Below are 24,618 nucleotides of genomic sequence, written 5' to 3'. Positions count from 1 at the left end.
GCACGGGTCGTGCAATCCATGAAATCCGAAGCGGCCACGAACCGGCCGCACCGGATCGAAGCAACCTTCCACGACCCAAGCACAGGAGCGACCCACATGGCCAAAGCGCCTCTGCGTCAGATCGCCTTTTACGGCAAGGGCGGTATCGGCAAGTCCACCACCTCTCAGAACACGCTGGCTGCGCTGGTCGAGCTGGATCAGAAGATCCTGATCGTCGGCTGCGACCCGAAGGCCGACTCGACCCGCCTGATCCTGCACGCAAAGGCCCAGGACACCGTCCTGCATCTGGCCGCCGAGGCCGGTTCGGTCGAGGATCTGGAGCTCGAGGACGTTCTCAAGGTCGGCTACAAGAACATCAAGTGCGTCGAGTCGGGTGGTCCGGAGCCGGGGGTCGGCTGCGCCGGCCGCGGCGTCATCACCTCGATCAACTTCCTGGAAGAGAACGGCGCCTACGACGACGTGGACTATGTGTCCTACGACGTGCTGGGCGACGTGGTCTGCGGCGGCTTCGCGATGCCGATCCGCGAGAACAAGGCCCAGGAAATCTACATCGTCATGTCGGGCGAGATGATGGCGCTCTACGCCGCCAACAACATCGCCAAGGGCATCCTGAAGTACGCGCACAGCGGCGGCGTCCGCCTCGGCGGCCTGATCTGCAACGAGCGCCAGACGGACAAGGAATGGGATCTGGCCGACGCGCTGGCCAAGCGCCTGGGCTCCAAGCTGATCCACTTCGTGCCGCGCGACAACATCGTGCAGCACGCCGAGCTGCGCCGCATGACGGTCATCGAGTATGCGCCGGAAAGCAAGCAGGCCGGCGAATACCGCGCGCTCGCCAACAAGATCCATGCGAACTCGGGCCAGGGTTGCATCCCGACCCCGATCACCATGGAAGAGCTGGAAGAGATGCTGATGGACTTCGGCATCATGAAGACCGAGGAGCAGCAGCTCGCCGAGCTGGCTGCCAAGGAAGCGGCGAAGGCCGGCGCCTGATCTCGGGCGTAGCGACGGTTGCCTACCGGCCCCCCTGCCTCCGGGCGGGGGGGACCGCCTGAACACTGGCCCTTTTCCCCAGCCCCGCACAACGTCGACCCAACGACCATAGGGACGTCGGCGTGGGAGGGAGGGGCTCGGTCACGCGCTGCAGTGGCGCGAATATTCAAGCAGGAGGCCGGCTATGAGCCTGTCCGAGAACACCACGGTCGACGTCAAGAACCTCGTCAACGAAGTCCTCGAAGCCTATCCCGAGAAGGCCCGCAAGCGCCGCGCCAAGCACCTGAACGTGCTGGAAGCCGAGGCGAAGGATTGCGGCGTCAAGTCGAACGTCAAGTCCATCCCCGGCGTCATGACGATCCGCGGGTGCGCCTACGCCGGTTCCAAGGGCGTGGTGTGGGGTCCGATCAAGGACATGATCCACATCTCCCACGGCCCCGTGGGCTGCGGCTATTATTCCTGGTCCGGCCGCCGCAACTACTACATCGGCGACACCGGTGTGGACAGCTGGGGCACGATGCACTTCACCTCCGACTTCCAGGAGAAGGACATCGTCTTCGGCGGCGACAAGAAGCTGCACAAGGTCATCGAGGAAATCAACGAGCTGTTCCCGCTGGTGAACGGCATCTCGATCCAGTCGGAATGCCCGATCGGCCTGATCGGCGACGACATCGAGGCGGTCGCCCGCGCCAAGTCGGCGGAAATCGGCAAGCCGGTCATCCCCGTGCGCTGCGAAGGCTTCCGCGGCGTGTCCCAGTCGCTGGGCCACCACATCGCCAACGACACCATCCGCGACTGGGTGTTCGAAAAGACCTCGCCCAAGCCCGACTTCGTCTCCACCCCCTATGACGTCACCATCATCGGCGACTACAACATCGGTGGCGACGCCTGGTCCTCCCGCATCCTCCTGGAGGAGATCGGCCTGCGCGTGATCGCCCAGTGGTCGGGCGACGGGACGCTGGCCGAGCTGGAGAACACGCCGAAGGCCAAGGTCAACCTGATCCACTGCTACCGCTCGATGAACTACATCGCGCGCCACATGGAAGAGAAGTACAATATTCCTTGGATGGAATACAACTTCTTCGGCCCGAGCCAGATCGCCGAGTCCCTGCGCAAGATCGCCGCTCTCTTCGACGACAAGATCAAGGAGAACGCCGAGAAGGTCATCGCCCGCTACCAGCCGATGGTCGATGCGGTCATCGCCAAGTACCGGACGCGGCTCGAAGGCAAGAAGGTCATGATCTATGTCGGCGGCCTGCGTCCCCGCCACGTCGTCGATGCCTACCATGACCTGGGCATGGAGATCATCGGCACCGGTTACGAGTTCGCCCACAACGACGATTATCAGCGCACGCCCCACTATGTGAAGGAAGGCACGCTGATCTACGACGACGTCACCGCGTTCGAACTGGAGAAGTTCGTCGAGGCGATCCGTCCCGACCTCGTCGCGTCGGGCATCAAGGAAAAATACGTGTTCCAGAAGATGGGGCTGCCGTTCCGCCAGATGCACAGCTGGGACTATTCGGGCCCCTATCACGGCTACGACGGCTTCGCGATCTTCGCCCGCGACATGGACCTCGCCATCAACAACCCCGTCTGGGGCGTGATGAAGGCGCCGTTCTGACCATCGGCCTCTGGAACAGGAGAATTTGAGAATGACCGACAAGCTTTCGCAGAGCGCCGACAAGGTCCTCGACCACTACACGCTCTTCCGTCAGCCCGAATACGCGGCGATGTTCGAGAAGAAGAAGGCCGAGTTCGAATACGGCCATTCGGACGAGGAAGTCGCCCGCGTTTCCGAATGGACCAAGTCCGAGGAATACAAGGCGAAGAACTTCGCCCGTGAAGCGGTCGTCATCAACCCGACCAAGGCCTGCCAGCCGATCGGCGCGATGTTCGCCGCCCAGGGCTTCGAGGGCACCCTGCCCTTCGTCCATGGCTCTCAGGGCTGCGTCGCCTATTACCGCACCCACCTGACCCGTCACTTCAAGGAGCCGAACAGCGCGGTCTCCTCGTCGATGACCGAGGATGCGGCGGTGTTCGGCGGCCTGAACAACATGATCGACGGCCTGGCGAACGCCTATGCGCTCTACAAGCCGAAGATGATCGCGGTGATGACCACCTGCATGGCCGAGGTCATCGGCGACGACTTGCAGGGCTTCATCGCCAACGCCAAGACCAAGGACAGCGTCCCGGCCGATTTCCCGGTGCCCTACGCCCACACCCCGGCCTTCGTCGGCAGCCACATCGTCGGCTACGACAACATGATCAAGGGGATCCTGACCAACTTCTGGGGCACGTCGGAGAATTTCGACACGCCCAAGACCGAGCAGATCAACCTGATCCCGGGCTTCGACGGCTTCGCGGTCGGCAACAACCGCGAACTGAAGCGCATCGCCGGCGAGTTCGGCCTGAAGCTCCAGCTCCTGTCCGACGTGTCCGACAATTTCGACACGCCGATGGACGGCGAGTACCGCATGTATGACGGCGGCACCACGGTGGAGGAGACCAAGGCGGCCCTCCACGCCAAGGCCACCATCTCCATGCAGGAGTACAACACGACCCAGACCCTGCAGTTCTGCAAGGAGAAGGGCCAGGACGTCGCCAAGTTCAACTACCCGATGGGCGTGACCGCCACCGACGAGCTGCTGCTGAAGCTGGCGGAACTGTCTGGCAAGCCGGTCCCGGCCAGCCTGAAGCTGGAACGCGGCCGTCTGGTCGACGCCATCGCCGACAGCCACACCCACATGCACGGCAAGCGTTTCGCGGTCTACGGCGACCCGGACTTCTGCCTGGGCATGTCGCGCTTCCTGCTGGAACTGGGTGCCGAGCCGGTGCACATCCTGTCGACGTCGGGCTCGAAGAAGTGGGAGAAGCAGGTCCAGAAGGTTCTGGACGGCTCGCCCTTCGGCGCCTCGGGCAAGGCCTATGGCGGCAAGGATCTGTGGCACCTGCGCTCGCTGATCTTCACCGACAAGGTCGACTACATCATCGGCAACAGCTACGGCAAGTATCTGGAGCGCGATACCAAGATCCCGCTGATCCGCCTGACCTACCCGATCTTCGACCGCCACCATCACCACCGCTACCCGACCTGGGGCTACCAGGGCGCGCTGAACGTGCTGGTGCGCATCCTCGACCGCATCTTCGAGGACATCGACGCCAACACCAACATCGTCGGCCAGACCGACTACTCGTTCGACCTGATCCGCTGATCCGCCAAGGATCGGCAACACCCAGGCATCGGTTCCAGCCCACCCGGCGGCCGGGGAGTCCATCCCCCCGGCCGACGGCAACCTCCCTGAGCCGGAGAGCACCCGAAACGGCGCTCTCCGGCTTTTTTTGTTCGAAGGGGATTCCGGCGATTCCAATTGAATCCAAGGTCACCGCTGGACGACTTGGACGGAATTCCAATCAATATTGGAAATATAATTTCTTATAATAAGAAATTATATTTGCCATTCGGGGTTGTAAATAATAACTCGTCATACTCAAAATTATATAGACACTCTATATTTTGATTACGGGAATTGAGCTTTGAGTTTTATTCATTAGAGGCCCCTCATGTCTTGTATTTACCAGATATTTTATCGATCATTCAGTGTCACTACTTATTGACCGACCACCTCGGTCAGATATCTATGATGCTACACCCTGCAATCGGGCAGGCGCATCACGGGGGTGGCGATGATCGGCTTCATGCGGGCGATAAAGGGAAAGGGTTCAGACAACCAAGCGATCCTGTCCGCGCTGAATCACTCGCAGGCGGTGATCGAATTCGCCATGGATGGCACGATCCTAGACGCCAATCCCAATTTCCTGACGGTGATGGGCTATACCCTGCCGGAAATCGTCGGACACCATCACAGGATGTTCATCGACCAGGCCGAACAGAACAGCACCGCCTATCGCGAATTCTGGGATCGGCTGAAGCGCGGCGAATTCCAGAGGGCGCTCTACAAACGCATCGGCAAGAACGGCCGGGAAGTCTGGATCGAGGCCACCTACAATCCCATCCTCGACAGCGGCGGGCGTCCCTGCAAGGTCATCAAGATCGCCACCGACGTCACCGAACGGCAGAAGATCAACGCCGACCTCCGCGGCAAGGTCGAGGCCCTTTCACGCTCGCAGGCGGTGATCGAATTCAATCCCGACGGCACCGTCATCACCGCCAACGAGAATTTCCTGAAGGTGCTCGGCTACAGCCTGGACGAGGTGCGCGGGCGTCACCACAGCATGTTCGTCGATCCCGGCGAACGCGACGGTGCAGCCTATCGCGAATTCTGGCGCACGCTGAACAAAGGCCAGTTCGAAGCCGCCCAATACCGACGCATCGGCAAGGGTGGCAGGGTGGCCTGGATCCAGGCCAGCTACAACCCGGTCTTCGACGACGCCGGCCGCCTGTGCAAGATCGTGAAATTCGCGACGGACATCACCGAGCAGGTTCGCCTCCTCGAACGCTTGAAGCTTCTGATCGACACCAATTTCGGCGAGATCGAAAGGGCGATGGGCAGTGCCCATCAACGGGCGGACGCCGCCGCCGTGGCATCGACCGAGACACGGGCGACGGTCCAGACCATCGCCGCCGGCGCCGAGGAGATGGCATCCTCCGCCCAGGAGATTGCCAACAGCATGACGCGGTCGCAGCAGGCCGCCGACATCGCCATGAACGAGGCCGAAAACGCCGACCGGGCGGCCGCCCGCCTGACCGAGGTGGCGAAAGCGATGGGCGGCATCGTCGAGTTGATCCGCTCAATCGCCGGCCAGATCAACATGCTGGCCTTGAACGCGACGATCGAGGCGGCGCGCGCCGGGGAGGCGGGCCGCGGGTTCGCCGTCGTCGCCAACGAGGTCAAGAATCTCGCCAACCAGTCGGCGAACGCCACGGCGCAGATTTCCCGCGAGATCGACGGGATGCAGTCGGTGTCCCACGATGTCGTGTCGTCGCTCGGCACCATCCGCTCCGCAATGAACAATCTGCGCGAATTCGTGGTCATGTCGGCCGGAGCGGTGGAGGAACAGACCACCGTCACCTCCAGCATGTCCGCCAACATGCAGGAGGCTTCGACCTCCGTCGAGGTGGTTGACCGGAACATCGGCGCGATCGCCACCGCCTTCGCCCAGGTCGGTTTCGCCATCGCGGAAACCAAGGATGCAGCCCGGGTGCTCGCCCGCTGACCGGTGCCGGGCGCCGGTCAGTCACGCACGGCGAAATCCAGCACCCCCGCGAGAACGTCCCGCGCCGGCCCCAGCCAGTCGGGTCGTCCGAGCGACACCGGCCGCGCCGGCAACCCGACGACGGCAGCCGATGCGTTGCCGTAAACCGGGCGTGCGCGCAGCGTCAGCCTGCCTGTCCCCGCGCCGTTCCAGCCGGGCCGCCCCTCGATCACCAGCAGCAGGATCGGTCCGTCCACCGATGGCCCTTCCGGCGCCTGCCCGTCCGTACCGGTCGCATCGCGCAGCCCCAGGCGAACCACCGTCTTGCCGGCCGCCGCCGTACGATGCTCGAGCCATTCCGCGGCAGCCTCGCACAGGTCTCCGGCCTCCGGCGGCGGCGGATTTCGTTCTGGATCGAGAAACTGGCAGAGCATGCCGACCTGCGAACCGGCTTGCCCTGAGAGTTGCAGGCTGGCTCCGCCCGCGGCATGTGCTGCATCGGCCGCCAATGCCGCGAGAACCAGTCCACCGGCCAGTGCCGTCACAAAGCCACGCATCCGCCCCATCGCCATCCATCGCCCAGACCCTGTGGTGATACGGGCCGGCGCGCCGGCTCCTGCATCATGGAGATGTGCGACACCCGACACGCCGTTGGCACTGGGAGGCGATTGTCAGGTATCGGACAGGCTCTAAAAACCGGACAATCATTTCGTATCAATGCCTTACCATCTGGCACGTCCCCTGCATCACATGGTCGCAGAGCCATTTCCGGCGCCAGGATGGGAGAGCGGGCATGCTCCAGGACAAGATCCAGGACGTCTTCAACGAACCGGGCTGCGCGACCAATCAGACCAAGTCGGCCAAGGAAAAGAAGAAGGGCTGCACCAAATCCCTGAAGCCGGGAGCCGCGGCCGGCGGCTGCGCCTATGACGGCGCGATGATCGTGCTGCAGCCGATCGCCGACGCCGCCCATCTGGTGCACGGCCCGATCGCCTGCCTGGGCAACGCCTGGGACAACCGCGGCACCAGATCGTCGGGATCGCAGCTCTACCGCACCGGCTTCACCACCGACCTGTCGGAACTGGACGTCATCGGTGGCGGCGAGAAGAAGCTCTACCGCGCGATCAAGGAGATCGTGCAGCAGTACGACCCGCCAGCCGTCTTCGTCTATCAGACCTGCGTGCCCGCCATGACCGGCGACGACATCGCCGCGGTGTGCAAGTTCGCGGCGCAGAAGCTGGGCCGGCCGGTGATCCCGGTCGACGCCCCCGGCTTCGTCGGCTCCAAGAATCTCGGCAACAAGCTGGCCGGCGAGGCTCTGCTCGATCATGTCATCGGCACGGTCGAGCCGGATTACACCACCCCGACCGACGTCTGCATCATCGGCGAGTACAACCTCGCCGGTGAGCTGTGGCTGGTCAAGCCGCTGCTCGACGAGATCGGCATCCGCCTCTTGTCCTGCATCTCCGGCGACGGCCGCTACAAGGAGGTCGCGCAGGCCCACCGCGCCCGCGTCACCATGATGGTGTGCAGCCAGGCGCTGGTGAATGTCGGCCGCAAGATGGAGGAGCGCTACGGCATCCCCTATTTCGAGGGCTCCTTCTACGGCGTCTCCGACATGTCGGACACCCTGCGCACCATGACCCGCATGCTGGTGGAGCGCGGTGCCGACAAGTCGCTGATCGACCGGGCGGAGGGCGTGATCGCGCGGGAGGAGAGCCGGGTCTGGCGCCGGCTGGAACCCTACAAGCCGCGTTTCGAAGGCAAGCGCGTCCTCCTGTTCACCGGCGGCGTCAAGAGCTGGTCGATGGTCAGCGCGCTGGAAGGCGCCGGCCTGACCATCCTCGGCACCTCGACCAAGAAGTCGACCAAGGAGGACAAGGAGCGCATCAAGAAGATGAAGGGCGACGAGTTCCACCAGTGGGACGATCTCAAGCCGCGCGAAATCTACAAGATGCTGGCCGAGGACAAGGCCGACATCATGATGTCCGGCGGCCGGTCGCAGTTCATCTCGCTGAAGGCCAAGGTTCCCTGGCTCGACATCAACCAGGAGCGTCACCACGCCTATGCCGGCTATGACGGCATCGTCAACCTCTGCGAGGAAATCGACAAGACGCTGTCCAACCCGATCTGGCGCCAGGTCCGCCAGCCTGCGCCGTGGGAGTCCGGCCCGTCCTCCACCCTGATGGCGGCGGAGTGAGCGCGATGTCCCATATCCAGCGCTTCCCCTCCGCCGCCAAGGCGGCCTTGACCAATCCCCTGAAGATGAGCCAGCCGCTGGGCGCGGCGCTGGCCTATCTGGGCGTCGACCGCTGCCTGCCGCTGTTCCACGGCTCGCAAGGCTGCACCGCCTTCGGGCTCGTCCTGCTGGTGCGCCATTTCCGCGAGGCGATCCCGCTGCAGACCACGGCGATGGATCAGGTTTCCACCATCCTCGGCGGCTACGACAATCTGGAACAGGCGATCCGCACCATCGTCGAGCGCAACAAGCCCGCCATGATCGGCGTCGCCACCACCGGCGTCACCGAAACCAAGGGCGAGGACATGGGCGGCCAGTACACGCTGTTCCGCCAGCGCAATCCCGACATCGCCGACACCGCCCTGGTCTTCGCCAACACCCCCGACTTCCTCGGCGGCTTCGAGGACGGCTTCGCCGCCGCGGTCACCGCCATGGTGGAGCGGCTGGTCGAGCCGTCGCCGGTGACGGTCAGGACCCAGATCAACGTGCTGGCCGGCAGCCACCTGTCGCCCGGCGACGTCGAGGAGCTGCGCGACATCATCGAGGGCTTCGGCCTGTCGCCGATCTTCCTGCCCGACCTGTCGCTGTCGATGGCCGGCCGCCAGCCGGCCGACTTCACCGCCACCTCGCTGGGCGGCGTGTCGGTGGAGCAGATCCGCTCGATGGGCGCCTCGATCGCGACGATCGTGGTCGGCGAGCATATGCGGGTCGCCGGCAACGCGCTGGAACTGAAGACCGACGTCCCCAGCCATTTCCTGAGCCGGCTGACCGGGCTGGAGGCGTCGGACAAGCTGATCCGCCTGCTGACCGACCTCTCGGGCCGGCCGGCCCCGGCCCGCATCCGCCGCCAGCGCGAAAGCCTGGTCGACGCCATGCTGGACGGGCATTTCTTCTACAGCCGCAAGCGCATCGCCGTCGCGCTGGAACCGGACCTGCTCTATGCCGTCACCGGCTTCCTCGCCGACATGGGGGCGGAGGTGGTCGCCGCGGTGTCGCCGACGCAGAGCCCGGTGCTGGAGAGGCTGAAGGCCGCGACCATCCTGGTCGGCGACCATTCCGACGTCGAGACGCTGGCCCGCGATGCCGACCTGATCGTCTCCAACTCGCACGGACGGCAGGGCTCGGCACGGATCGGGGTGCCGCTGCACCGGATGGGCCTGCCGATGTTCGACCGGCTGGGGGCGGGCTTGCGTGTCCAGGTCGGCTATCGCGGCACGCGCGAGCTGCTGTGCGAGATCGGCAACCTGTTCCTCGCCCGCGAAATGGACCACGACCATCACCCGGCACCCCATCACCCGGTACAAGGGGATACGGACTCGCACGGCTGCGGAGGCGGATCATGCGGATGCAACGCCGTCTGAGCGTGGTGCAAGCCCCACGCCAGACCAAAGGAGGATCGATGAAGGTCGCTTTCTGCACCCAGGACATGCAGCACGTCGATGCGCATTTCGGCTGGGCCAAGAACATCGCCGTCTATCGGGTCGACCGGCAGGGCCATGCCTTCCTGGAGACCTTCCAGTTCGGCGGCTCGATGTTCGAGGACGGCAACGAGGACAAGCTGATCCCCAAGCTGAATGCCCTGTCCGACGTCTCCATCCTCTATCTGTCGGCCATCGGCGCGTCGGCAGCCGCCCGCGTGGTGGCCAAGAAGATCCACCCGGTGAAGGTCGAGGCGACCGAAGCCATTCCCGCCTTGCTCGACCGGCTGGTCGAAACGCTGAACGGCAGCCCGCCACCCTGGCTGCGCAAGGCGATGGGCGAAACGCCCGAATTCCATTTCGATGAGGAGGAGTAAAGTCATGGCCGCAGAAAATGCCGTCGCCGAAACCGCAGGGCCGTCGGTCGCCGACCAGTTCATCAAGACGCTGGTCCTGCTGTTCCGGGCCGAGGACAGCTATGGCGCCTGGGAAGGCAAGCCCGACGAGGCTCTGCTCGCCCCCTTCATCCTCGACAGGGAGGCGCGTGCCGCCATCCCGATCATCGGCGATCCGGACCCGGACACGCTGTGGCGGCTGGAGCTGTTCTACAAGGCGGTCGGCGTGACGGTCGAGAAGCAGACCGGCATGATGGCGTCGCCGATGATGAAGATGAGCCACGAGGGCTTCGGCCGCATGATCCTCACAACCGGCCGGCTGGTCGTGGTGTCGAAATCGCTGCGCGACGTCCACCGTTTCGGCTTCCCCAGCCTGGAGAAGCTGGCCGCCGATGGCGCCAAGCTGGTCGACGAGGCGGTGGCCCTGATCCGGGAATATCCCGACGTCGCGAACCTCTGAGCCGGGGGACCGCGACCATGAGCGAGATCGACGCCCTGAAGGACGAAATCAAGAAGCTGAACGCCCGCGCCACCCAGAAGAAGATGGATCTGCACGATTTGTCGGAAGAGCTTCCGCAGAACTGGCAGACCATCCTGACGGTGGCGCAGGAGACCTACGACGCCTTCAAGACCCTGACGGAAAAGCGGGCGGCGCTGAAGGCGCTGGAACAGGCATAACACCCGTTTCCCAACCAATAGCTTAGGCGCACCCTTTCCCGAGAGGAGCATTCCCATGGCTGATTTCCTGACCGGCACCACCCGCGGTGGTCAGAGCTGGACCCCGAAATTCGTCGAGGCCATCGATCAGAAGCAATGCATCGGCTGCGGCCGCTGCTTCAAGGTCTGCGGCCGCGGCGTGCTCAACATGATCGGCCTGACCGAGGATGGCGACATCGTCGACGCCTTCGACGACGAAGCCGAAAAGAAGGTGATGACGGTCGAGAACGCAGCCAACTGCATCGGCTGCGAAAGCTGCTCCAAGGTGTGTTCCAAGAGCTGCATCAGCCACATGCCGGTTGCGGCGTGAGTTGTAAGGATTAGCCCCCCACCCTGACCCTCCCCCGCCGAGCGGGGGAGGGAACTGGACCTTTGTCAGCGTTCAGCGGCAGTCTCCTCCCCCGCCCAGCGGGGGAGGATTAAGGTGGGGGTCAAACCAACCGCTCCCCTCAGTACGCGTATTCCTTGAACACCGGATCGACGCTGCCGCCCCAGGGCCCGTGATACTTCTCCAGCAGCTCGTCGGCCGGGCTGCGGTTGCTCTCGGCGATGACCTGCAGGGTGTCGAGGAAGTGGCTCTCGTCGTCGCCCCAATTGTCGTTGCGGGCGCGGCGTACCAGACCGTCGCGGGCGATCGCCACCACCTCCAGCGCCACGTCGCGCACCGTCCGGCCGCGGAAGGCGGTGTGCAGGCCGGTGCGCGGCACCTCGGCGCGCAGATGCGCGCGTTCCTCCGTGGTCCAGTCCTTCACCAGATCCCAGGCCGCATCAAGCGCCACCTGATCGTAGAGCAGCCCGACCCACAGGGCCGGCAGGGCGCACAGGCTGCGCCACGGGCCGCCGTCGGCGCCCCGCATCTCCAGGTACTTCTTCAGCCGCACTTCCGGGAAGGCAGTGGTGGTGTGGTCGGCCCAGTCGGTGATCAGCGGCACCTCGCCCGGCAGGACCGGCAGCTTGCCGTCCATATAGGCGCGGAAGGACTGGCCGGCGGCGTCGATGTAGGTGCCGTCGCGGTAGACGAAGTACATCGGGGTGTCGAGCAGATAGTCGACATAGCGCTCGAAACCGAAGCCGTCCTCGAAGACGAACGGGATGTCGCCGGTGCGGTCGGGGTCGGTGTCGGTCCAGATGTGGCTGCGGAAGCTCTGGAACCCGTTCGGCTTGCCCTCGGTGAAGGGGGACATGGCGAACAGCGCGGTCGCGATCGGCTGGAGGGCAAGCGAGACGCGGAACTTCTGCACCATATCGGCTTCGGACGCGAAGTCCAGGTTCACCTGCACGGTGCAGGTCCGCGTCATCATGTCGAGGCCGAGCGAGCCGACCTTCGGCATATAGTCGCGCATGATCTTGTAGCGGCCCTTGGGCATCCAGGGGATGTCGTCGCGCCGCCATTTCGGCTGGAAGCCCAGCCCCATCATGGCGATCCCCAGCTCGGCCCCGACCTCCTTCACCTGGCGCAGGTGGCGGTGCACCTCGGCGCAGGTCTGGTGCAGGGTTTCCAGCGGAGCACCCGACAGCTCGACCTGCCCGCCCGGCTCCAGCGTGATGTTGGCCATGTCCTGGACGAGGGCGATGATGTTGCCCTTCTCCTCCACCGGCTGCCAGCCGAAGCGGGTCATGCGGGTCAGCAGTTCCCGGATGCCGTCCGGCCCGTCATAGGGCAGCGGCCGCAGGTCGGAGGTGCGGTAGGCGAATTTCTCGTGCTCGGTCCCGATTCGCCAGTCCGGCGCCGGTTTGGAGCCGGATTCGAGATAGGCCACCAGCTGGCGGCGGTCGGTGATGGGTTCGCCGCGCGTGGTCGGGGGTGCGGACATGAAGTCTCTCGCGGGAAGTGGACGGATGGCTGCCGGTCAATCGAGCGCTGGTTCGCCAGCAGGCGACTGCCCGGCCGATGGAAAGGTCGGCGCACGGAAAGGCGGACGCCGGTCGTTTCCCCCGGCAGTCCAGTCCCCGGCCAAGGACTGCCAGCAAGCCAGCGCCGCCACCACCGCCGTATCGGCCCGCAGGATGCGCGGACCCAATCCCACCGGTACAACAAAGGGGAGTTTGACGAGTTCGTCAAGTTCCGACTGGTCGAAGCCCCCCTCCGGCCCGACCAGCAGGGCGGCCGGTCCGGCCGCGCCGCCCTGGTATGCGTCGCGCAGCACCTCGGCGATGGGGCGGGCGGAGCCGGCCTCGGCGCAGAGGTAAAGCGGGCGTCCGTCCGGCCAACCGGCCAGCGCACGCTCCAGCGGCATCGGCTCGCCCATCTCCGGCACGCTCAGGCGCTCGCATTGCTCGGCCGCCTCAACGGCATTGGCGCGCAGGCGGTCGAGATTGACGCGGTTGGGGTCGGTGCGGCGGGTGAAGACCGGCCATAGCCGCGACACCCCCATTTCGGTCGCCTTTTCGGCGACGAAATCGATGCGCCCCTTCTTCAGCGGCGCGAAGAGCAGCCAGAGGTCGGGAGTCGTGTCCTGTCCGCGCCGCCGGTCGGCCACTGTCAGCGAACACCAACCCTTGCCGAAGCCGTCGATCACCGCCCGCCATTCGCCGTCGCGGCCGTTGAACACGGCGACCGGGTCGCCGCGGTCCAGCCGCAGGACATGGCGAAGGAAATGGGCGCGTTCATGGTCCAGCCCGACCGACTGGCCGTCGGCCAGCGGGCTGTCCACATAAAGGCGGGTCTTGATCGGGTCGGCCATGGCTGTCGTCTCCGCGGGGCGGCGCCGACTATAACCGGGCGCGGGTGTGCAAGTCAGCAGATCAACGCCCCCGGACGGACGCAGGAGGAATGCGCGCAGACACCATGCTCGGACGCCGGATGCTGCCTTGGCCGCTCAGCCGCCGGAATCGATGAGGGCGTCGATGTGCCGGCGCAGGTCGCTGGGTTGCACGGGCTTGTGCAGAATACGCACCTGTTCCGCCTTCGCTGCCACGATCAGCTCCGGACCGGTGTCGCCGGTCAGGATGATGGCAGGGACGGCGGCGCCGCAGGCCTCGCGGACAGCGCGGACGGCAGTGATGCCGGACCAGCCGTCCCGCAGGCGATAATCTGACAGGATCACGTCCGGCACCGGCCTGCCGGGCAGGCACGCCAGGACGGTTTCCACATCCTCGGCCGCGAGCACCTGATACCCCCAGGTATCCAGCATGATCTCCATTCCGGCCAAGATGATCGACTCGTCGTCGATGACGACGGCGAACCGGTCCGGTTTTGCGCTCATGTCCATTTAAGATTGCGAGCCAATGAGGTTGTGCCAATGAAACAGTATTGGTGCGTGCTTGGCGCGTACAAGCCCCGAAGGAGCAATTTCACGCCAGCGCCGTCACCGACACCGGACAAAGTGCCGCGCTTGCCGCCCGGGCGGCAGCCCGATACCTTCACCCGGATTACCGTCCAGACATTTCCATAGCACAGCGGAAACGCCGCCGTCATGCCCACTGCATCCACCGGCCCCACTCTCCCGGACCCCGGCTTCACCGATATCCGCCAGGACGGCTGGGTCGCCCGCCGGGTGCCGGCCCGCTGGCGCCCTTACGTCACGCTGGCGCGACTGGATCGTCCGATCGGAACCTGGCTGCTGCTGTTCCCCTGCTGGTGGAGTCTGGCGCTGGCCATGCCGCAGCCGTTCCGGGACTGGCCGTCGCTGCTTGGAATGATGGCGCTGTTCGGCGTCGGCGCCGTTCTGATGCGCGGGGCCGGCTGTACCGTCAACGACATCCTGGACCGCAAGTTCGATGCGATGGTCGAGCGCACGCGCTCGCGACCGATCCCGTCGGGCCAGGTCTCGGTCCGCCAGGCGCTCGCCTTCCTGGCCTTTCAGCTTCTGCTGTCGCTGGTGATCCTGCTGCAATTGGGAATGACGGCCATCGGGCTGGGCGTGCTGTCGCTGGCGTTGGTCTTCACCTATCCGCTGATGAAGCGGATCACCTGGTGGCCGCAGGCTTTCCTGGGGCTCACCTTCAATTGGGGCGCCCTGATGGGTTGGGCGGCGGTGCAGGACGATCTCGGCTGGCCGGCCGTGGCGCTCTATGTGACGGGCATCGCCTGGACACTGGGCTACGACACCATCTACGCCCATCAGGACAAGGAGGACGACGCCCGCATCGGCGTGAAGTCCACCGCGCTGCGGTTGGGCGACCAGAGCAAGATCTGGATCTACGGCTTCTATACCCTGACTTATGTCGGCATCGGCATCAGCGGCCGGCTGGCCGGGCTCGGCGGCCTGTTCCTGCCGGTGCTGTCGCTGGCGGCATTGCAATTGGCCTGGCAGGTCGCCACCTGGCGGCCGGACGATCAGACCGACTGCCTGGACAAGTTCAAGTCCAACCGCTGGTTCGGCTGGCTGGTCCTGGCGGCGATCCTGGCGGGAAAACTGTAGGGCGCGGAACCGCCGCCCCGCACCCCAGCCGCCGGGAAAGGCCCACAACGAAAAAGGACGGAGCGATGCCCCGTCCCCTTGAACTCCCTGCCCGGCTTCGAGGATTCTGCCGAACGCTCAGCGCTCGTTCGGGTCGGCCAGCAAGGCAACGGAATTGCCTGCGCCGGGCTTGCGGCTGGGAGCGACAGTGCGATGGCCGGCAGGTCCGCCGGCGTCGGCAACGGTAACGATCGGAGCGGAGTGCGCGGAAGCCGCTCCGGGCTTGCGGGGCGGCAACACGGCGACGTCGATGCGCTGCGGCTTCTGCGGGGCATGGGCAGCAACGGCGGTGGACGCCAGGGCCTGCGGCTTGCGGCCGGGGACCGAAACGCTGAGCCCCTTCTGCCTGGACAGCGAAGCGGAAACGATGCGGGGACCGCCGTCGGGCTTGCCGCGGCCGCGCGGAGTGCTGCTGAAATTCTGGTCCATGCCACGGTCGCCGGCATCGAGCATCCGGCCGCCACGGCGGGATCCGGACTCGCCGTCCGGCATGATGAAGCCATAGGCGGCATAGACGCGCAGGCCGAGCTGCTCGGTCGGCTCGTGCCAGACCCGCACGGCCGACCAGTCGTTGTTCCGGGAGACGTCGACCACCTTCATGCCGCGGCGCAGTCCGTCGCCGTCGATCCAGCTGTGGTCGACCTCGATGGTGCGGCGGTCGATCACCGCGCTGACCAGCGAGACATGGCCCCGGCGCATGTGGCCGGTGCGCTTGAAGACGAGGACGGAACCCACGGCCGGATGCTGGTCACGGTCATACTGGCCGGCGGCATGGCCCCACCAGGTCCAGGCGTCGCCGCGGATGGTGAAATCGGAGATGGAACGGACTGTGCGGACGCAATCGCCGTCTTGTGCGGCAGCCGTCGACACGGTAAGGGGGCTGAGCGCGATCAAAGCCGCAAGCGAAAGGCCGATGGCGATTCCCCTCTGCCGCATGACTCCCCCAATCCCTCTGTTTTTCCCCTGGTCGAAACGGGTAACACGGGTTTCGAGCTGTGTCTACACCGTTTGAATTGTGTAACAATGATAAGCTGCCGATCCTCCCCCAGCCAACAGCGGTGTCCCTTGGGAATCCTCGTATGAACAACGCATCCCCGCAAGATTTCGTCCGCGACAACACAACGCTGACGACCACTCCGCTGCTGCCGGAAGTCAAGCTTCATCTTGCCACCGAAGTCACGCCGCTCTGGCAGGCGACCGAAGAGACCTTGGCCGCCACGAATTTGCCACCGCCATACTGGGCTTTCGCTTGGCCCGGCGGGCAGGCGGTGGCGCGCCTGCTGCTCGACCGGCCGGAGCTGGTGGCCGGCAAGTCGGTGCTCGATTTTGCCGCAGGCACCGGGTTGGTCGGCATCGCCGCGATGAAGGCCGGCGCGGCGCGGGCGCAGTCCTGCGACATCGACCGCTTCGCACTGACCGCCATCGCGCTGAACGCGGACGCCAACGGGGTGGAGGTGAAGGCGGTCAGCGCCGATCTGGTCGGCCGCGGCCTGCCGGGCATCGACGTCGTGCTGGCCGGGGACGTCTGCTACGAGAAGCCGATGGCCGACCGGGTGACCGGCTGGCTGCGCGGCATCGCCGCCACCGGCACGCTGGTGCTGCTGGGCGATCCGGGCCGCGCCTATGTCCCGCGCAGCGGGATCGAGAAGGTGGCGAGCTACACCGTCCCGACCTCGCTGGAGCTGGAGGACAGGGAGACGCGCGAAACCGTCGTCTGGCGCCTGCTTCCCGAAGCCTGACGCCGGGAATCGCGGGCCGACTTCAGCGGCCCAATCTCAGCGGCCCATCCTCAGTGGCCGAGGCGCGACACGGCCAGCCGGAGGTCGGCCAGGAAGGTCGGCTGCTCCACCAGTTGGCCGCGCAGCAGATAGCTGGGATGGAAGGTGGGCACCACCTCCACCCCTTCCAGCAGGCGGCAGGGCAGCAGCTTGCCGCGCAGCTGCAGAATGCCGTTCTCGCCGGTCAGCGCCCAGGTCGGCGTGCGGCCGAGCGCCACGATCACCGACGGGCGCCACTCGGCGAGCGTGGCGCGCAGATGGTCGATCTCTCCGGCGAACCCGGCGAGCAGGCGGTCGGAGGTGCCGAAGGCGCCCCAGCTCTCGTCGATTGCCCGCCCTTCCTTGCGGGCGCGAGCGCGCGACGAGAAGAAATGCCCAACCTTGTTGCCGGGCGGCTGGTAGCGGAAGACGTTGGCGACCAGGCATTGCGCCCGCTCGATCCCCACCGCGGCCAGCGACTCGTCGAGAAGCTTGCCGCTGCGCCCGACGAAGGGCGTGCCCTGCCGCGCCTCCTCCGCCCCCGGCGCCTCGCCGACGATGGCGAGCCGCGGCCCGTCCGTCGGCCTTGTCGGAAACTGATAGTCGGCAAAGGGAAGATCGCTGCGCAGATCGGTCATGGATGGTTCCCAGAAATCTATCGGGCGACGGGTCGGGGCAGGCGGGGTGCCGGGCTTGCCGAATCGCCCGCCCGGCCCCAGGATTCACGTCGCAATGGCACTCTATACCTGTGTTCGGCGAGCGGATTCACGCGTCAAATCGAGTCCGATCCTGCCCGATCCGCTCCGCTCCAGCTCCTACCCCCAACCAACAAGGGAGAGACCGGAATGACAGATCACCCCCCGGCGGCACGGGATCTCGCCGCCAAGACCTGCGAACCCTGCCGTGGCGGCATACCGCCGATGGACCGGGCGATGGCCGGTTCCTACCTGGTCCAGGTCCCGGGCTGGGTCCTGAAGCAGGATCCCGACCGCATCGAACGCGACTTCCGCTTCCCCGACTTCGTCCAGGCCCAGGCCTTCGCCATGCAGGTCGGCAATCTGTGCGAGGCGGAAGGCCATCATGCCGAGATCCGCCATGGCTGGGGCCATTGCAGCGTCGCCTTCTGGACCCACAAGATCAACGGGCTGCACGAGAACGACTTCGTGATGGCGGCCAAGGTCAACGGGATGGCCGATGCCCCCTATGCTCCGGCATCGGTGGGGACGGAGCCGCCGCCCTATGTCCAGGAGGCGTAAGGCGGCGACGGACCGACACCCCCTCCCCTATCCCCACAGCTCCGGCGCCGGCGGCTGCACCACGGCACCGTCATAGGCCAACCCGGGCTCGCGGTCCCGCGCCAGCAGCAGCGGGCCGTCGAGGTCGACGTAGCGTGCCCCCTGCCCGACCAGGATCGCCGGGGCCATGGCGAGCGAGGTGGCGACCATGCATCCCACCATCACCTCGAAGCCCATGGACCGGGCGGCGCGGGCCATCGCCAGCGCCTCGGTCAGGCCGCCGGTCTTGTCGAGCTTGACGTTCACCACCCGGTAGAGACCGCGGAGCCGGTCCAGCGACTCCAGCCCATGGCAGGATTCGTCGGCGCCCAGCGGCACCGGGCAGTCGACGCCGCGCAGCGCCTCGTCCTGGCCGGCGGGCAGCGGTTGCTCGATCATCTCGACGCCGAGCCCGGCGAGGACCGGCGCAAAACGGTACAACTGGTCGAGCGTCCAGCCCTCGTTGGCGTCGACCACCAGACGGACGGACGGCGCCGCCGCACGGACGGCGCGGACCCGGTCGAGATCGCCGTCCCCGGTCAGCTTCATCTTCAGCAGCGGATGCCGCGGCGCCCGCTCTCGCGCCGCGGCGGCCATCGCCTCCGGCTCGTCGACGCCGAGCGTGTAGCAGGTGACCAGCGGCCCGGGCGGCCCATCCAGACCGGCGAGGCGCCAGGCCGGAACGCCGCCGCGCTTGGCCTCCAGGTCCCACAGGGCGCAGTCCAGCGCGTTACGGGCGGCACCCGGCTGCATCAGGCCGGCCAGCGCCGCGCGGTCCAGCCCATCGGCGACCGCCCCGGCCATCGCCTCCAGCGCCGCAACGACGCCGTCGACGCTCTCGCCGTAGCGGGCGTAGGGCACGCATTCGCCACGGCCGCGGTGCGGACCGTCGCTCACCTCCGCCACCACCACCGCGGCTTCGGTCTTGGACCCGCGTGAAATGCGGAAAGCCCCGCGGATCGGGAAGGTCTCGCGCCGGACGCTCAGGCGTTGACCAGGGAGGCTTTGGGCCGGAAAGCTATGGATGGGCATGATCGCGGACCCCGGAACGGAACAGGGCCGGGAGTGTATCCCGGCCCCGTCCGTCATGGCGACAGGCTTGCTGCGTCCGAACTCAGCGTTCCTGAAGGATCACACCGTACCAGCCGAGCCCCTTGTAGGTTTCGTAGCCGGGGGTCAGGGCGTAGCCGACCAGACGCCCCTTCTCGTCGATATAATGCCCCATGGTGCCGGCGTTGCGCTTCAGCGGCACCGTCTCGGTCAGCATGCCGCGGCCGTCGGACGATGCGATGACCCGGTGACGGGCATCGAGCAGCAGGCAACGCGACTTCTCGCGCTCGCCCGCCTCCAGACGCACGCCCTCGACCACCGCGGCGGCCTGCGGTTCCCAGTCGAAGAAGATGCCGAGCACGCCGATGGGATCGCCGTCGGTATCGCCGTTGCGGCGGATGGCTGTGGCATAGGTGGCGACGACGCGGTCGTCCAGGCTGCGGTTGCGGGCGACGTCGCCCACCGTGAACTCGCCGCCGTTGCGGGTGGCCAATGCCTGGCGGAACCACAGCTCGTCCGACACGTTGGCGCCACGCGCACCGGGATAACGGTCGGGCCGGCCGTTGGCGATCACGTTGCCGTTGCGGTCGGCGATCCACAGGTCGAGATAGACGGTATAGGATTCCAGGATCACGCCCAGCCGGCGCGACGCATGACGACGCGCCTCCTCGCCCGGGTCGGCGGCGCAATCGACCACGGCGCTGTCGGTCGCCCACCAGCGCACGTCGCAGGAGCGTTCGTACAGGTTGCGGTCGATGATCTCGATCATGTTGAGCGACAGGTCGGCCAGCCGCTTGCCATGCATCTCCTGCACCATGGCGCTGCCGGTGGTGGTCAGGTGATCGACGCGGGCGACGATCTCCGACCGCAGCTCCTTGGTGATGCTGTTGACCTGGGTGGAGATCTCCGAAACCTCGTTGGCGACGACGGCGAAACCACGCCCGGCGTCACCGGCCCGCGCCGCCTCGATCAGGGCATTCATCGCCAGCATCTTGGTGCGCCGGGTGATGTCCTCGATCAGGGACACCTTCTTGGACGCGACATCCAGCACGCCCCGCGACAGTTCGAAGAGATCGGTGCCCGCCATGCTCATCGTCTTGTCCCCCGTCATGACCGTCTCTGTGCCTTCCCCAATCAAAAGCCATGCCAACGGCCACAGATGCCCAAGCCGCCGCCCCGCCCCCCCGTTTCCGTGGCGTTTCGCCGCGGACGATGGGACATGCCTGATTTTTCAGGATTATCATCCGGTTAAGATGCTGAAACAAAGGGCAGGCTGGCGTCCGGATGCTCAACGGTTTGTGAACCTGGCATTCATATTGCCGACACGTAACACGATTTCTTGTCAAATTCGCAACAAAAAATCCATATAACCCGGCAATACGCCAGAACAATTCCGCTTCGCAAAAACCGTGCATGTGCCATGCACATTCGCAAGGCAATCGCCGCGCCGCTGGGCCCAACCGGCTGCGGTCATGCCACCCGATGCATCTCGTCGAGGAATTGCTGGACCTCGCGGGTCAGCCGGTCGGCCTCCGCCGTCATGCGTTCGGATGCGGCGAAGACCTCATGCGCTGTGCCGCTGGTGCGGCAGGCGGCGTCGGTGACGTCCTTGATGTCGTCGGACACCGCGCGGGTGCCGGCGGCGGCCTGCTCCATGTTGACGACGATCTCACGCACGGCGGAGCCCTGCTGCTCGATCCCGGCGCTGATGCCGGCGGCGATCTGGTTGATCGAATGGATGGTGCGGCCGATGCCGACGATGGCGCCCACCGCCTCGTCCGTGGAGGATTGGATGCCGGCGATCTGGCCGGCGATGTCGCCGGTGGCCTTGGCGGTCTGGTCGGCCAGCCGCTTGACCTCCTGCGCCACGACGGCGAAGCCCTTCCCCGCCTCCCCGGCGCGGGCGGCCTCGATGGTGGCGTTCAACGCCAACAGGTTGGTCTGGCTGGCGATGTCATTGATCAGGGTGATGACGTCGCCCACCGTGCGCGCGGCCCCCGACAGGGTGCCGACCAGGGCATTCGACCGCTCGGCTTCGCCCGCCGCGGTTTCCGCCACCCGGGCGACGTCGCCGATCTGGCGGGCGATCTCCGTGATGGAGGCCGACAATTCCTCCGTTGCCGCGGCGACGCTGCCGACATTGCTGCCGGTCTGCGCGGCGGACGCCGCGACCGACGACGCCTTGCCGGTGGCCTGCGTCGCATCGGTCTCCATCGTGCGGGCGGAGACCTCCAGCCGGTGGGCGGTGGCGGCGACTTCGGTACAGACGCTCTGGATCTGGGTTTCGAACCGCCGGGTCACGCCAGCGAAGCCGGTCACCTTGCCGGAGATGCTTTCGGTCGCGGCATTGATGGTCCGGCTGGCGTGCAGGAAACCGCCCTGCATGCCGCGCAGCACGATGCGCCGGAAATATTTGTGTTCGGACACCGCATGCATCGAGGCCGTCGCTTCCCGGACGAAGGCATCGGTGCGGTCGATGGCGTCGTTGGTGGCGTGCATCAGTTCGCCCAGCGCCCCGCCCTCGCGGATGCCGATCACCCGCGCCTCGAAATCGCCGGCGGCGATCGCCCGGTTCACCTCGGTCAGCCGGTTCACCACCGCCCCGGCCCGGCGCAGGAACAGCCAGGCCCCGCCCAGCGCCGCCAGCCCGGCCAGCGCCAGCCCAACCCGCGCCGAGACGCCGCCGATTTCGAAAGTCTCCACGGCCAGCAGGGCCGCCAGCGCCACCCCGGCCAGGACGACCGAAGCGACGGCCCGGCTCAGGGACGACGAATGGGTCGGAGACGACGAACTAGAGTGAGAAGACGAATTCGTCATACCCGATCCCCTTCTCGGTCAGGAGGGCGACGACGGCGGCGAATCCGGCCTCCATCCCCTGCTTGCGGTCGGCGTGGCCATTCTCGATCTCGAGCAGCTGGCGGTAGAGCGGGATGACCTTGTCGAGCGCCGACCGTTCCGGCACGCGGCGGGAGGAGTGGTAGCCGATCACCCGCCCTTCGGCGTCGAAACTGGGCGTCACATGGGCGAAGACCCAGTAATGGTCGCCGTTGCGGGCGCGGTTGACGACATAGGCGAAGATTTCCTTCCCCGCCGCCAGCGTGTCCCACAGCAGCTTGAAGACGCAGCGCGGCATGTCCGGATGGCGCACGATCGAATGGGGCGCCCCCATCAGATCCGCCTCGCCATATCCGGCGACGCGCTGGAACACCCGATTGGCGTAGGTGATGCGGCCTTTCAGGTCGGTCTTGGAAACGATGACTTCATCCGGGTCGAAGAAGCGTTCCACCCCCGTCAGGGGAACGTCGCGTCGTGCCATGTGCCTTCCGGTCTCCCGCTTCCCTGACCCGCCCGGTCTTGGACGGCCCCCTGCGGCGAAAGCCGGCGGCGGTGACGGAGCGAACATGTCCGGATCGACGCACCGCACGGTGGCCTGCCAGGCAGGCGCCGCAACGAACGCCACTGTAGAGAGGCGGATGCTTTCGGGAAAGACCCTACCTATTGCGATGCTGAAATATTTGGGAGCGGACGGTTCGAAAGGCGACCCACCCTATTCCGGCGGATAGGGAATGGTCAGCAGCCGGTCGGCCGGCGGATCGTCCACCGTCACCACGGTGCCGTCGGGCCAGCGCACCTCGACCTGCTCGACCGCGTGGAGCGGTCCCAACCCGAAATGGGCCACCGGTTCGCCCTGGCAGAGATAGCCGGAGCCGGCGCAGACCGTCCGGCGCTGGCGGCGCCCGCCGGCTGTCAGGCTGACCACCGCGCCGCGGGCCGGCGCACCGAAGGGGGTCAGCGGCTGGACCCGCAGCCAGCCGTGGTTTGTCGCAACCGGGCGGTAGAGCGACAACGGCTGCCCCTGCGGCTGCCCCTGCCCGGCTCCCTCGCCGCCATGCGCCAGCACCAGTTCCAGCCGGCCGTCGCCATCGATGTCGGCCGCCACCGCACCGGTGCCCAGCCCCTTCGGCTCGGCCGCGTCACCGAGCTCCAGTTCCTGCCATTGGTCGTTGCGCCAGCCGAACAGGCGGTTGGGCTCGCCGTGGCCATGGAAGAACAGTTCCTCGTAGCCATCATTGTCGAAATCGGCGGCGACGACGGTGAAGATGCGGCCGGGCATAGACAGGTCGGCAGGCGCCGACTCGACGAAGCCGCCCCCCATCCGCTGGTGGAACAGGCGCTGCGCCCCATCCCAGGTACCGACCGCCAGATCGAACAGGCCGTCGCCATCGGCATCCAGCGCGACGACCGCGCGGCCGGACGGCCGCGAATCGGTGATCCCGCGCTCCTCGGCGATCTCCTCGAAATTGCCGTCGCCCAGATTGCGGAACAGCTGGTTGGGGCCGCCGTCGTTGACCGTCACCACATCCAAATGGTCGGAGGCGATGGACAGCACGGTGACGCCGCGCGCCGCACCGATGGAATCGAGCCCGGCCTCTTCCGCCGCATCCTCCAGCCGGCCGCGGCGGGTCAGCTCGTAAAGCCGCAGCGGACCGCCATCGGTCGCCACCAGGAACCCATAGCGCCCATGGCCCCAGCGGTCGAGCGCTGCCACCGCGCCGGCGGCGGTGTGGTTGGCGGCCCCGGCATTCTCCGCCTGCGCGAACAGGTCGAGCCAATGTTTGCCGAAGCAGGCGAACAGCCGGTCGGCCATGTCCTTGGCTCCGGTCGAGCGGTCGCTGTTGACGATGTACAGCTCTTCGCGCCCGTCGCCGTCGACGTCGGCGGCAGCCAAGCCCATCGCAGGGCCGGCGGGATCGGCGAGCAGCGGGTTGGCGATGTCGACCAGCCGGCCATCCACCCATTTCAGGACGAGGTTGGCGGCGCGGTAGCCGGCCACCACCAGCTCGAAGGCGCCGTCGCCGTCGATGTCCGTGACCGCGATCCCGTTCGATGGCCGCGGCGGGTTCTCGGGGATCAGCGACGAGCAGTCGAGGAACATCGGCACCCTCTTGTCCCGTGGTCGGTCAACCGCCGGCCGCCGCGGCAGGCCTTTGGAGCCGTTGGGCTTTCGTGCGGTGTATCTCCGTTGATACCCCGTCCCCGCCCGGGCGTAAACCCGGACGGATGATCAGGGTCGGCCTATGTCCGATGCCGAGCGCCCGAACGGCGGGAATGACCGCCGCGGGCCGGGCCGCACCCTCCGCAGACCGACGGTTCCCGGTATCAGATGCGCTTCTTGGCGCCGCCGCCGCCGGACGCCCCGCCGTTGGCCGGCCGC

The 24,618-nt window shown here is 66.4% G+C and carries 24 protein-coding genes; 13 read left to right on the top strand and 11 right to left on the bottom strand.

What is annotated here, in order from left to right:
- The first annotated feature begins 96 nt into the window (after window positions 1–96).
- The 4 genes from nifH (at window position 97) to ABMY26_RS17535 (ending at window position 6,171) form a co-directional block, all read left to right on the top strand.
- A complete protein-coding gene (gene nifH, locus ABMY26_RS17550; protein ID WP_045581965.1) occupies window positions 97–993 on the top strand; it encodes a nitrogenase iron protein in 897 nt (298 codons plus the stop codon).
- Window positions 994–1,177: 184 nt separating this feature from the next.
- Window positions 1,178–2,617, top strand: a complete 1,440-nt coding sequence (gene nifD, locus ABMY26_RS17545) for a nitrogenase molybdenum-iron protein alpha chain (RefSeq protein ID WP_372398476.1) — start codon at window positions 1,178–1,180, stop codon at window positions 2,615–2,617.
- 31 nt (window positions 2,618–2,648) lie between these two features.
- Complete coding sequence (nifK, locus tag ABMY26_RS17540) at window positions 2,649–4,208, top strand: nitrogenase molybdenum-iron protein subunit beta (protein ID WP_372398475.1); 1,560 nt, start codon at window positions 2,649–2,651, stop codon at window positions 4,206–4,208.
- Between the two features lie 472 nt (window positions 4,209–4,680).
- Window positions 4,681–6,171 carry a PAS domain S-box protein gene (locus ABMY26_RS17535; protein ID WP_372398474.1) on the top strand — a complete coding sequence of 497 codons (1,491 nt, stop codon included), beginning with the start codon at window positions 4,681–4,683 and terminating at the stop codon, window positions 6,169–6,171.
- Window positions 6,172–6,188: 17 nt separating this feature from the next.
- On the opposite strand, the gene ABMY26_RS17530 is transcribed toward ABMY26_RS17535, so the two are convergent.
- On the bottom strand, window positions 6,189–6,695 hold the full coding sequence (locus ABMY26_RS17530; RefSeq protein WP_372398473.1) for a hypothetical protein: 507 nt from the start codon (window positions 6,693–6,695) through the stop codon (window positions 6,189–6,191).
- Window positions 6,696–6,943: 248 nt separating this feature from the next.
- Between ABMY26_RS17530 and nifE the strand changes: the two genes are divergently transcribed.
- The 6 genes from nifE to fdxB are packed head-to-tail and all read left to right on the top strand — an operon-like array spanning window position 6,944 to window position 11,229.
- Entirely contained in the window at window positions 6,944–8,350 is a 1,407-nt protein-coding gene (gene nifE, locus ABMY26_RS17525; RefSeq protein WP_372398472.1) for a nitrogenase iron-molybdenum cofactor biosynthesis protein NifE, read from the top strand.
- A gap of 5 nt (window positions 8,351–8,355) precedes the next feature.
- Complete coding sequence (nifN, locus tag ABMY26_RS17520) at window positions 8,356–9,750, top strand: nitrogenase iron-molybdenum cofactor biosynthesis protein NifN (protein WP_372398471.1); 1,395 nt, start codon at window positions 8,356–8,358, stop codon at window positions 9,748–9,750.
- Window positions 9,751–9,788: 38 nt separating this feature from the next.
- The gene (gene nifX, locus ABMY26_RS17515; protein WP_372398470.1) at window positions 9,789–10,184 is read left to right on the top strand and encodes a nitrogen fixation protein NifX; all 396 of its coding nucleotides are present in this window, start codon (window positions 9,789–9,791) and stop codon (window positions 10,182–10,184) included.
- Between the two features lie 4 nt (window positions 10,185–10,188).
- The gene (locus tag ABMY26_RS17510) at window positions 10,189–10,662 is read left to right on the top strand and encodes a NifX-associated nitrogen fixation protein (protein ID WP_372398469.1); all 474 of its coding nucleotides are present in this window, start codon (window positions 10,189–10,191) and stop codon (window positions 10,660–10,662) included.
- Window positions 10,663–10,679: 17 nt separating this feature from the next.
- Window positions 10,680–10,880 (top strand): CCE_0567 family metalloprotein, encoded by a 201-nt coding sequence (locus ABMY26_RS17505; protein WP_045581956.1) that lies wholly within the window; start codon window positions 10,680–10,682, stop codon window positions 10,878–10,880.
- Window positions 10,881–10,935: 55 nt separating this feature from the next.
- Window positions 10,936–11,229 carry a ferredoxin III, nif-specific gene (fdxB, locus tag ABMY26_RS17500; RefSeq protein ID WP_372398468.1) on the top strand — a complete coding sequence of 98 codons (294 nt, stop codon included), beginning with the start codon at window positions 10,936–10,938 and terminating at the stop codon, window positions 11,227–11,229.
- A 139-nt stretch (window positions 11,230–11,368) separates the two neighbouring features.
- Here the strand turns inward: fdxB and ABMY26_RS17495 are convergent, their stop codons facing one another.
- The 3 genes from ABMY26_RS17495 to ABMY26_RS17485 all read right to left on the bottom strand — a co-directional run bounded on the left by ABMY26_RS17495 (window position 11,369) and on the right by ABMY26_RS17485 (window position 14,131).
- Entirely contained in the window at window positions 11,369–12,733 is a 1,365-nt protein-coding gene (locus tag ABMY26_RS17495; RefSeq protein WP_372398467.1) for a glutamate--cysteine ligase, read from the bottom strand.
- A gap of 36 nt (window positions 12,734–12,769) precedes the next feature.
- Window positions 12,770–13,603, bottom strand: a complete 834-nt coding sequence (locus ABMY26_RS17490; RefSeq protein ID WP_372398466.1) for a 16S rRNA (uracil(1498)-N(3))-methyltransferase — start codon at window positions 13,601–13,603, stop codon at window positions 12,770–12,772.
- Window positions 13,604–13,738: 135 nt separating this feature from the next.
- A complete protein-coding gene (locus ABMY26_RS17485) occupies window positions 13,739–14,131 on the bottom strand; it encodes a response regulator (protein WP_372398465.1) in 393 nt (130 codons plus the stop codon).
- A gap of 204 nt (window positions 14,132–14,335) precedes the next feature.
- On the opposite strand from ABMY26_RS17485, the gene ubiA reads away from it, so the two are divergent.
- Entirely contained in the window at window positions 14,336–15,283 is a 948-nt protein-coding gene (ubiA, locus tag ABMY26_RS17480) for a 4-hydroxybenzoate octaprenyltransferase (RefSeq protein WP_372398464.1), read from the top strand.
- A 117-nt stretch (window positions 15,284–15,400) separates the two neighbouring features.
- On the opposite strand, the gene ABMY26_RS17475 is transcribed toward ubiA, so the two are convergent.
- Window positions 15,401–16,258, bottom strand: a complete 858-nt coding sequence (locus ABMY26_RS17475; protein WP_372398463.1) for a CHAP domain-containing protein — start codon at window positions 16,256–16,258, stop codon at window positions 15,401–15,403.
- A gap of 143 nt (window positions 16,259–16,401) precedes the next feature.
- Here ABMY26_RS17475 and ABMY26_RS17470 point away from each other — a divergent pair, with 143 nt between their 5' ends.
- Complete coding sequence (locus ABMY26_RS17470; RefSeq protein WP_372398462.1) at window positions 16,402–17,061, top strand: methyltransferase; 660 nt, start codon at window positions 16,402–16,404, stop codon at window positions 17,059–17,061.
- A gap of 50 nt (window positions 17,062–17,111) precedes the next feature.
- Here ABMY26_RS17470 and ABMY26_RS17465 read toward each other — a convergent pair whose 3' ends face one another.
- Entirely contained in the window at window positions 17,112–17,717 is a 606-nt protein-coding gene (locus tag ABMY26_RS17465; RefSeq protein ID WP_372398461.1) for a uracil-DNA glycosylase, read from the bottom strand.
- A 207-nt stretch (window positions 17,718–17,924) separates the two neighbouring features.
- Between ABMY26_RS17465 and ABMY26_RS17460 the strand changes: the two genes are divergently transcribed.
- Window positions 17,925–18,335 (top strand): 4a-hydroxytetrahydrobiopterin dehydratase, encoded by a 411-nt coding sequence (locus ABMY26_RS17460; protein WP_372398460.1) that lies wholly within the window; start codon window positions 17,925–17,927, stop codon window positions 18,333–18,335.
- A gap of 27 nt (window positions 18,336–18,362) precedes the next feature.
- On the opposite strand, the gene dgcA is transcribed toward ABMY26_RS17460, so the two are convergent.
- From dgcA to ABMY26_RS17435, 5 genes are all read right to left on the bottom strand, one after another.
- Complete coding sequence (dgcA, locus tag ABMY26_RS17455) at window positions 18,363–19,385, bottom strand: N-acetyl-D-Glu racemase DgcA (RefSeq protein WP_372398459.1); 1,023 nt, start codon at window positions 19,383–19,385, stop codon at window positions 18,363–18,365.
- Window positions 19,386–19,467: 82 nt separating this feature from the next.
- A complete protein-coding gene (locus ABMY26_RS17450) occupies window positions 19,468–20,514 on the bottom strand; it encodes a methyl-accepting chemotaxis protein (RefSeq protein WP_245636709.1) in 1,047 nt (348 codons plus the stop codon).
- Between the two features lie 359 nt (window positions 20,515–20,873).
- A complete protein-coding gene (locus tag ABMY26_RS17445; RefSeq protein ID WP_372398458.1) occupies window positions 20,874–22,220 on the bottom strand; it encodes a methyl-accepting chemotaxis protein in 1,347 nt (448 codons plus the stop codon).
- Complete coding sequence (locus ABMY26_RS17440; RefSeq protein WP_045581947.1) at window positions 22,195–22,719, bottom strand: PAS domain-containing protein; 525 nt, start codon at window positions 22,717–22,719, stop codon at window positions 22,195–22,197. Before ABMY26_RS17440 ends, ABMY26_RS17445 begins: the two co-directional genes overlap by 26 nt.
- Before the next feature lie 231 nt (window positions 22,720–22,950).
- Complete coding sequence (locus ABMY26_RS17435; RefSeq protein ID WP_372398457.1) at window positions 22,951–24,339, bottom strand: CRTAC1 family protein; 1,389 nt, start codon at window positions 24,337–24,339, stop codon at window positions 22,951–22,953.
- Window positions 24,340–24,618 lie beyond the last annotated feature (279 nt).

Source organism: Azospirillum sp. HJ39, assembly GCF_041507355.1.
GTDB lineage: Bacteria > Pseudomonadota > Alphaproteobacteria > Azospirillales > Azospirillaceae > Azospirillum > Azospirillum thiophilum.
Note: the sequence above shows the minus strand (reverse complement) of the source record. Positions and strands in the feature narration are given on the sequence as shown.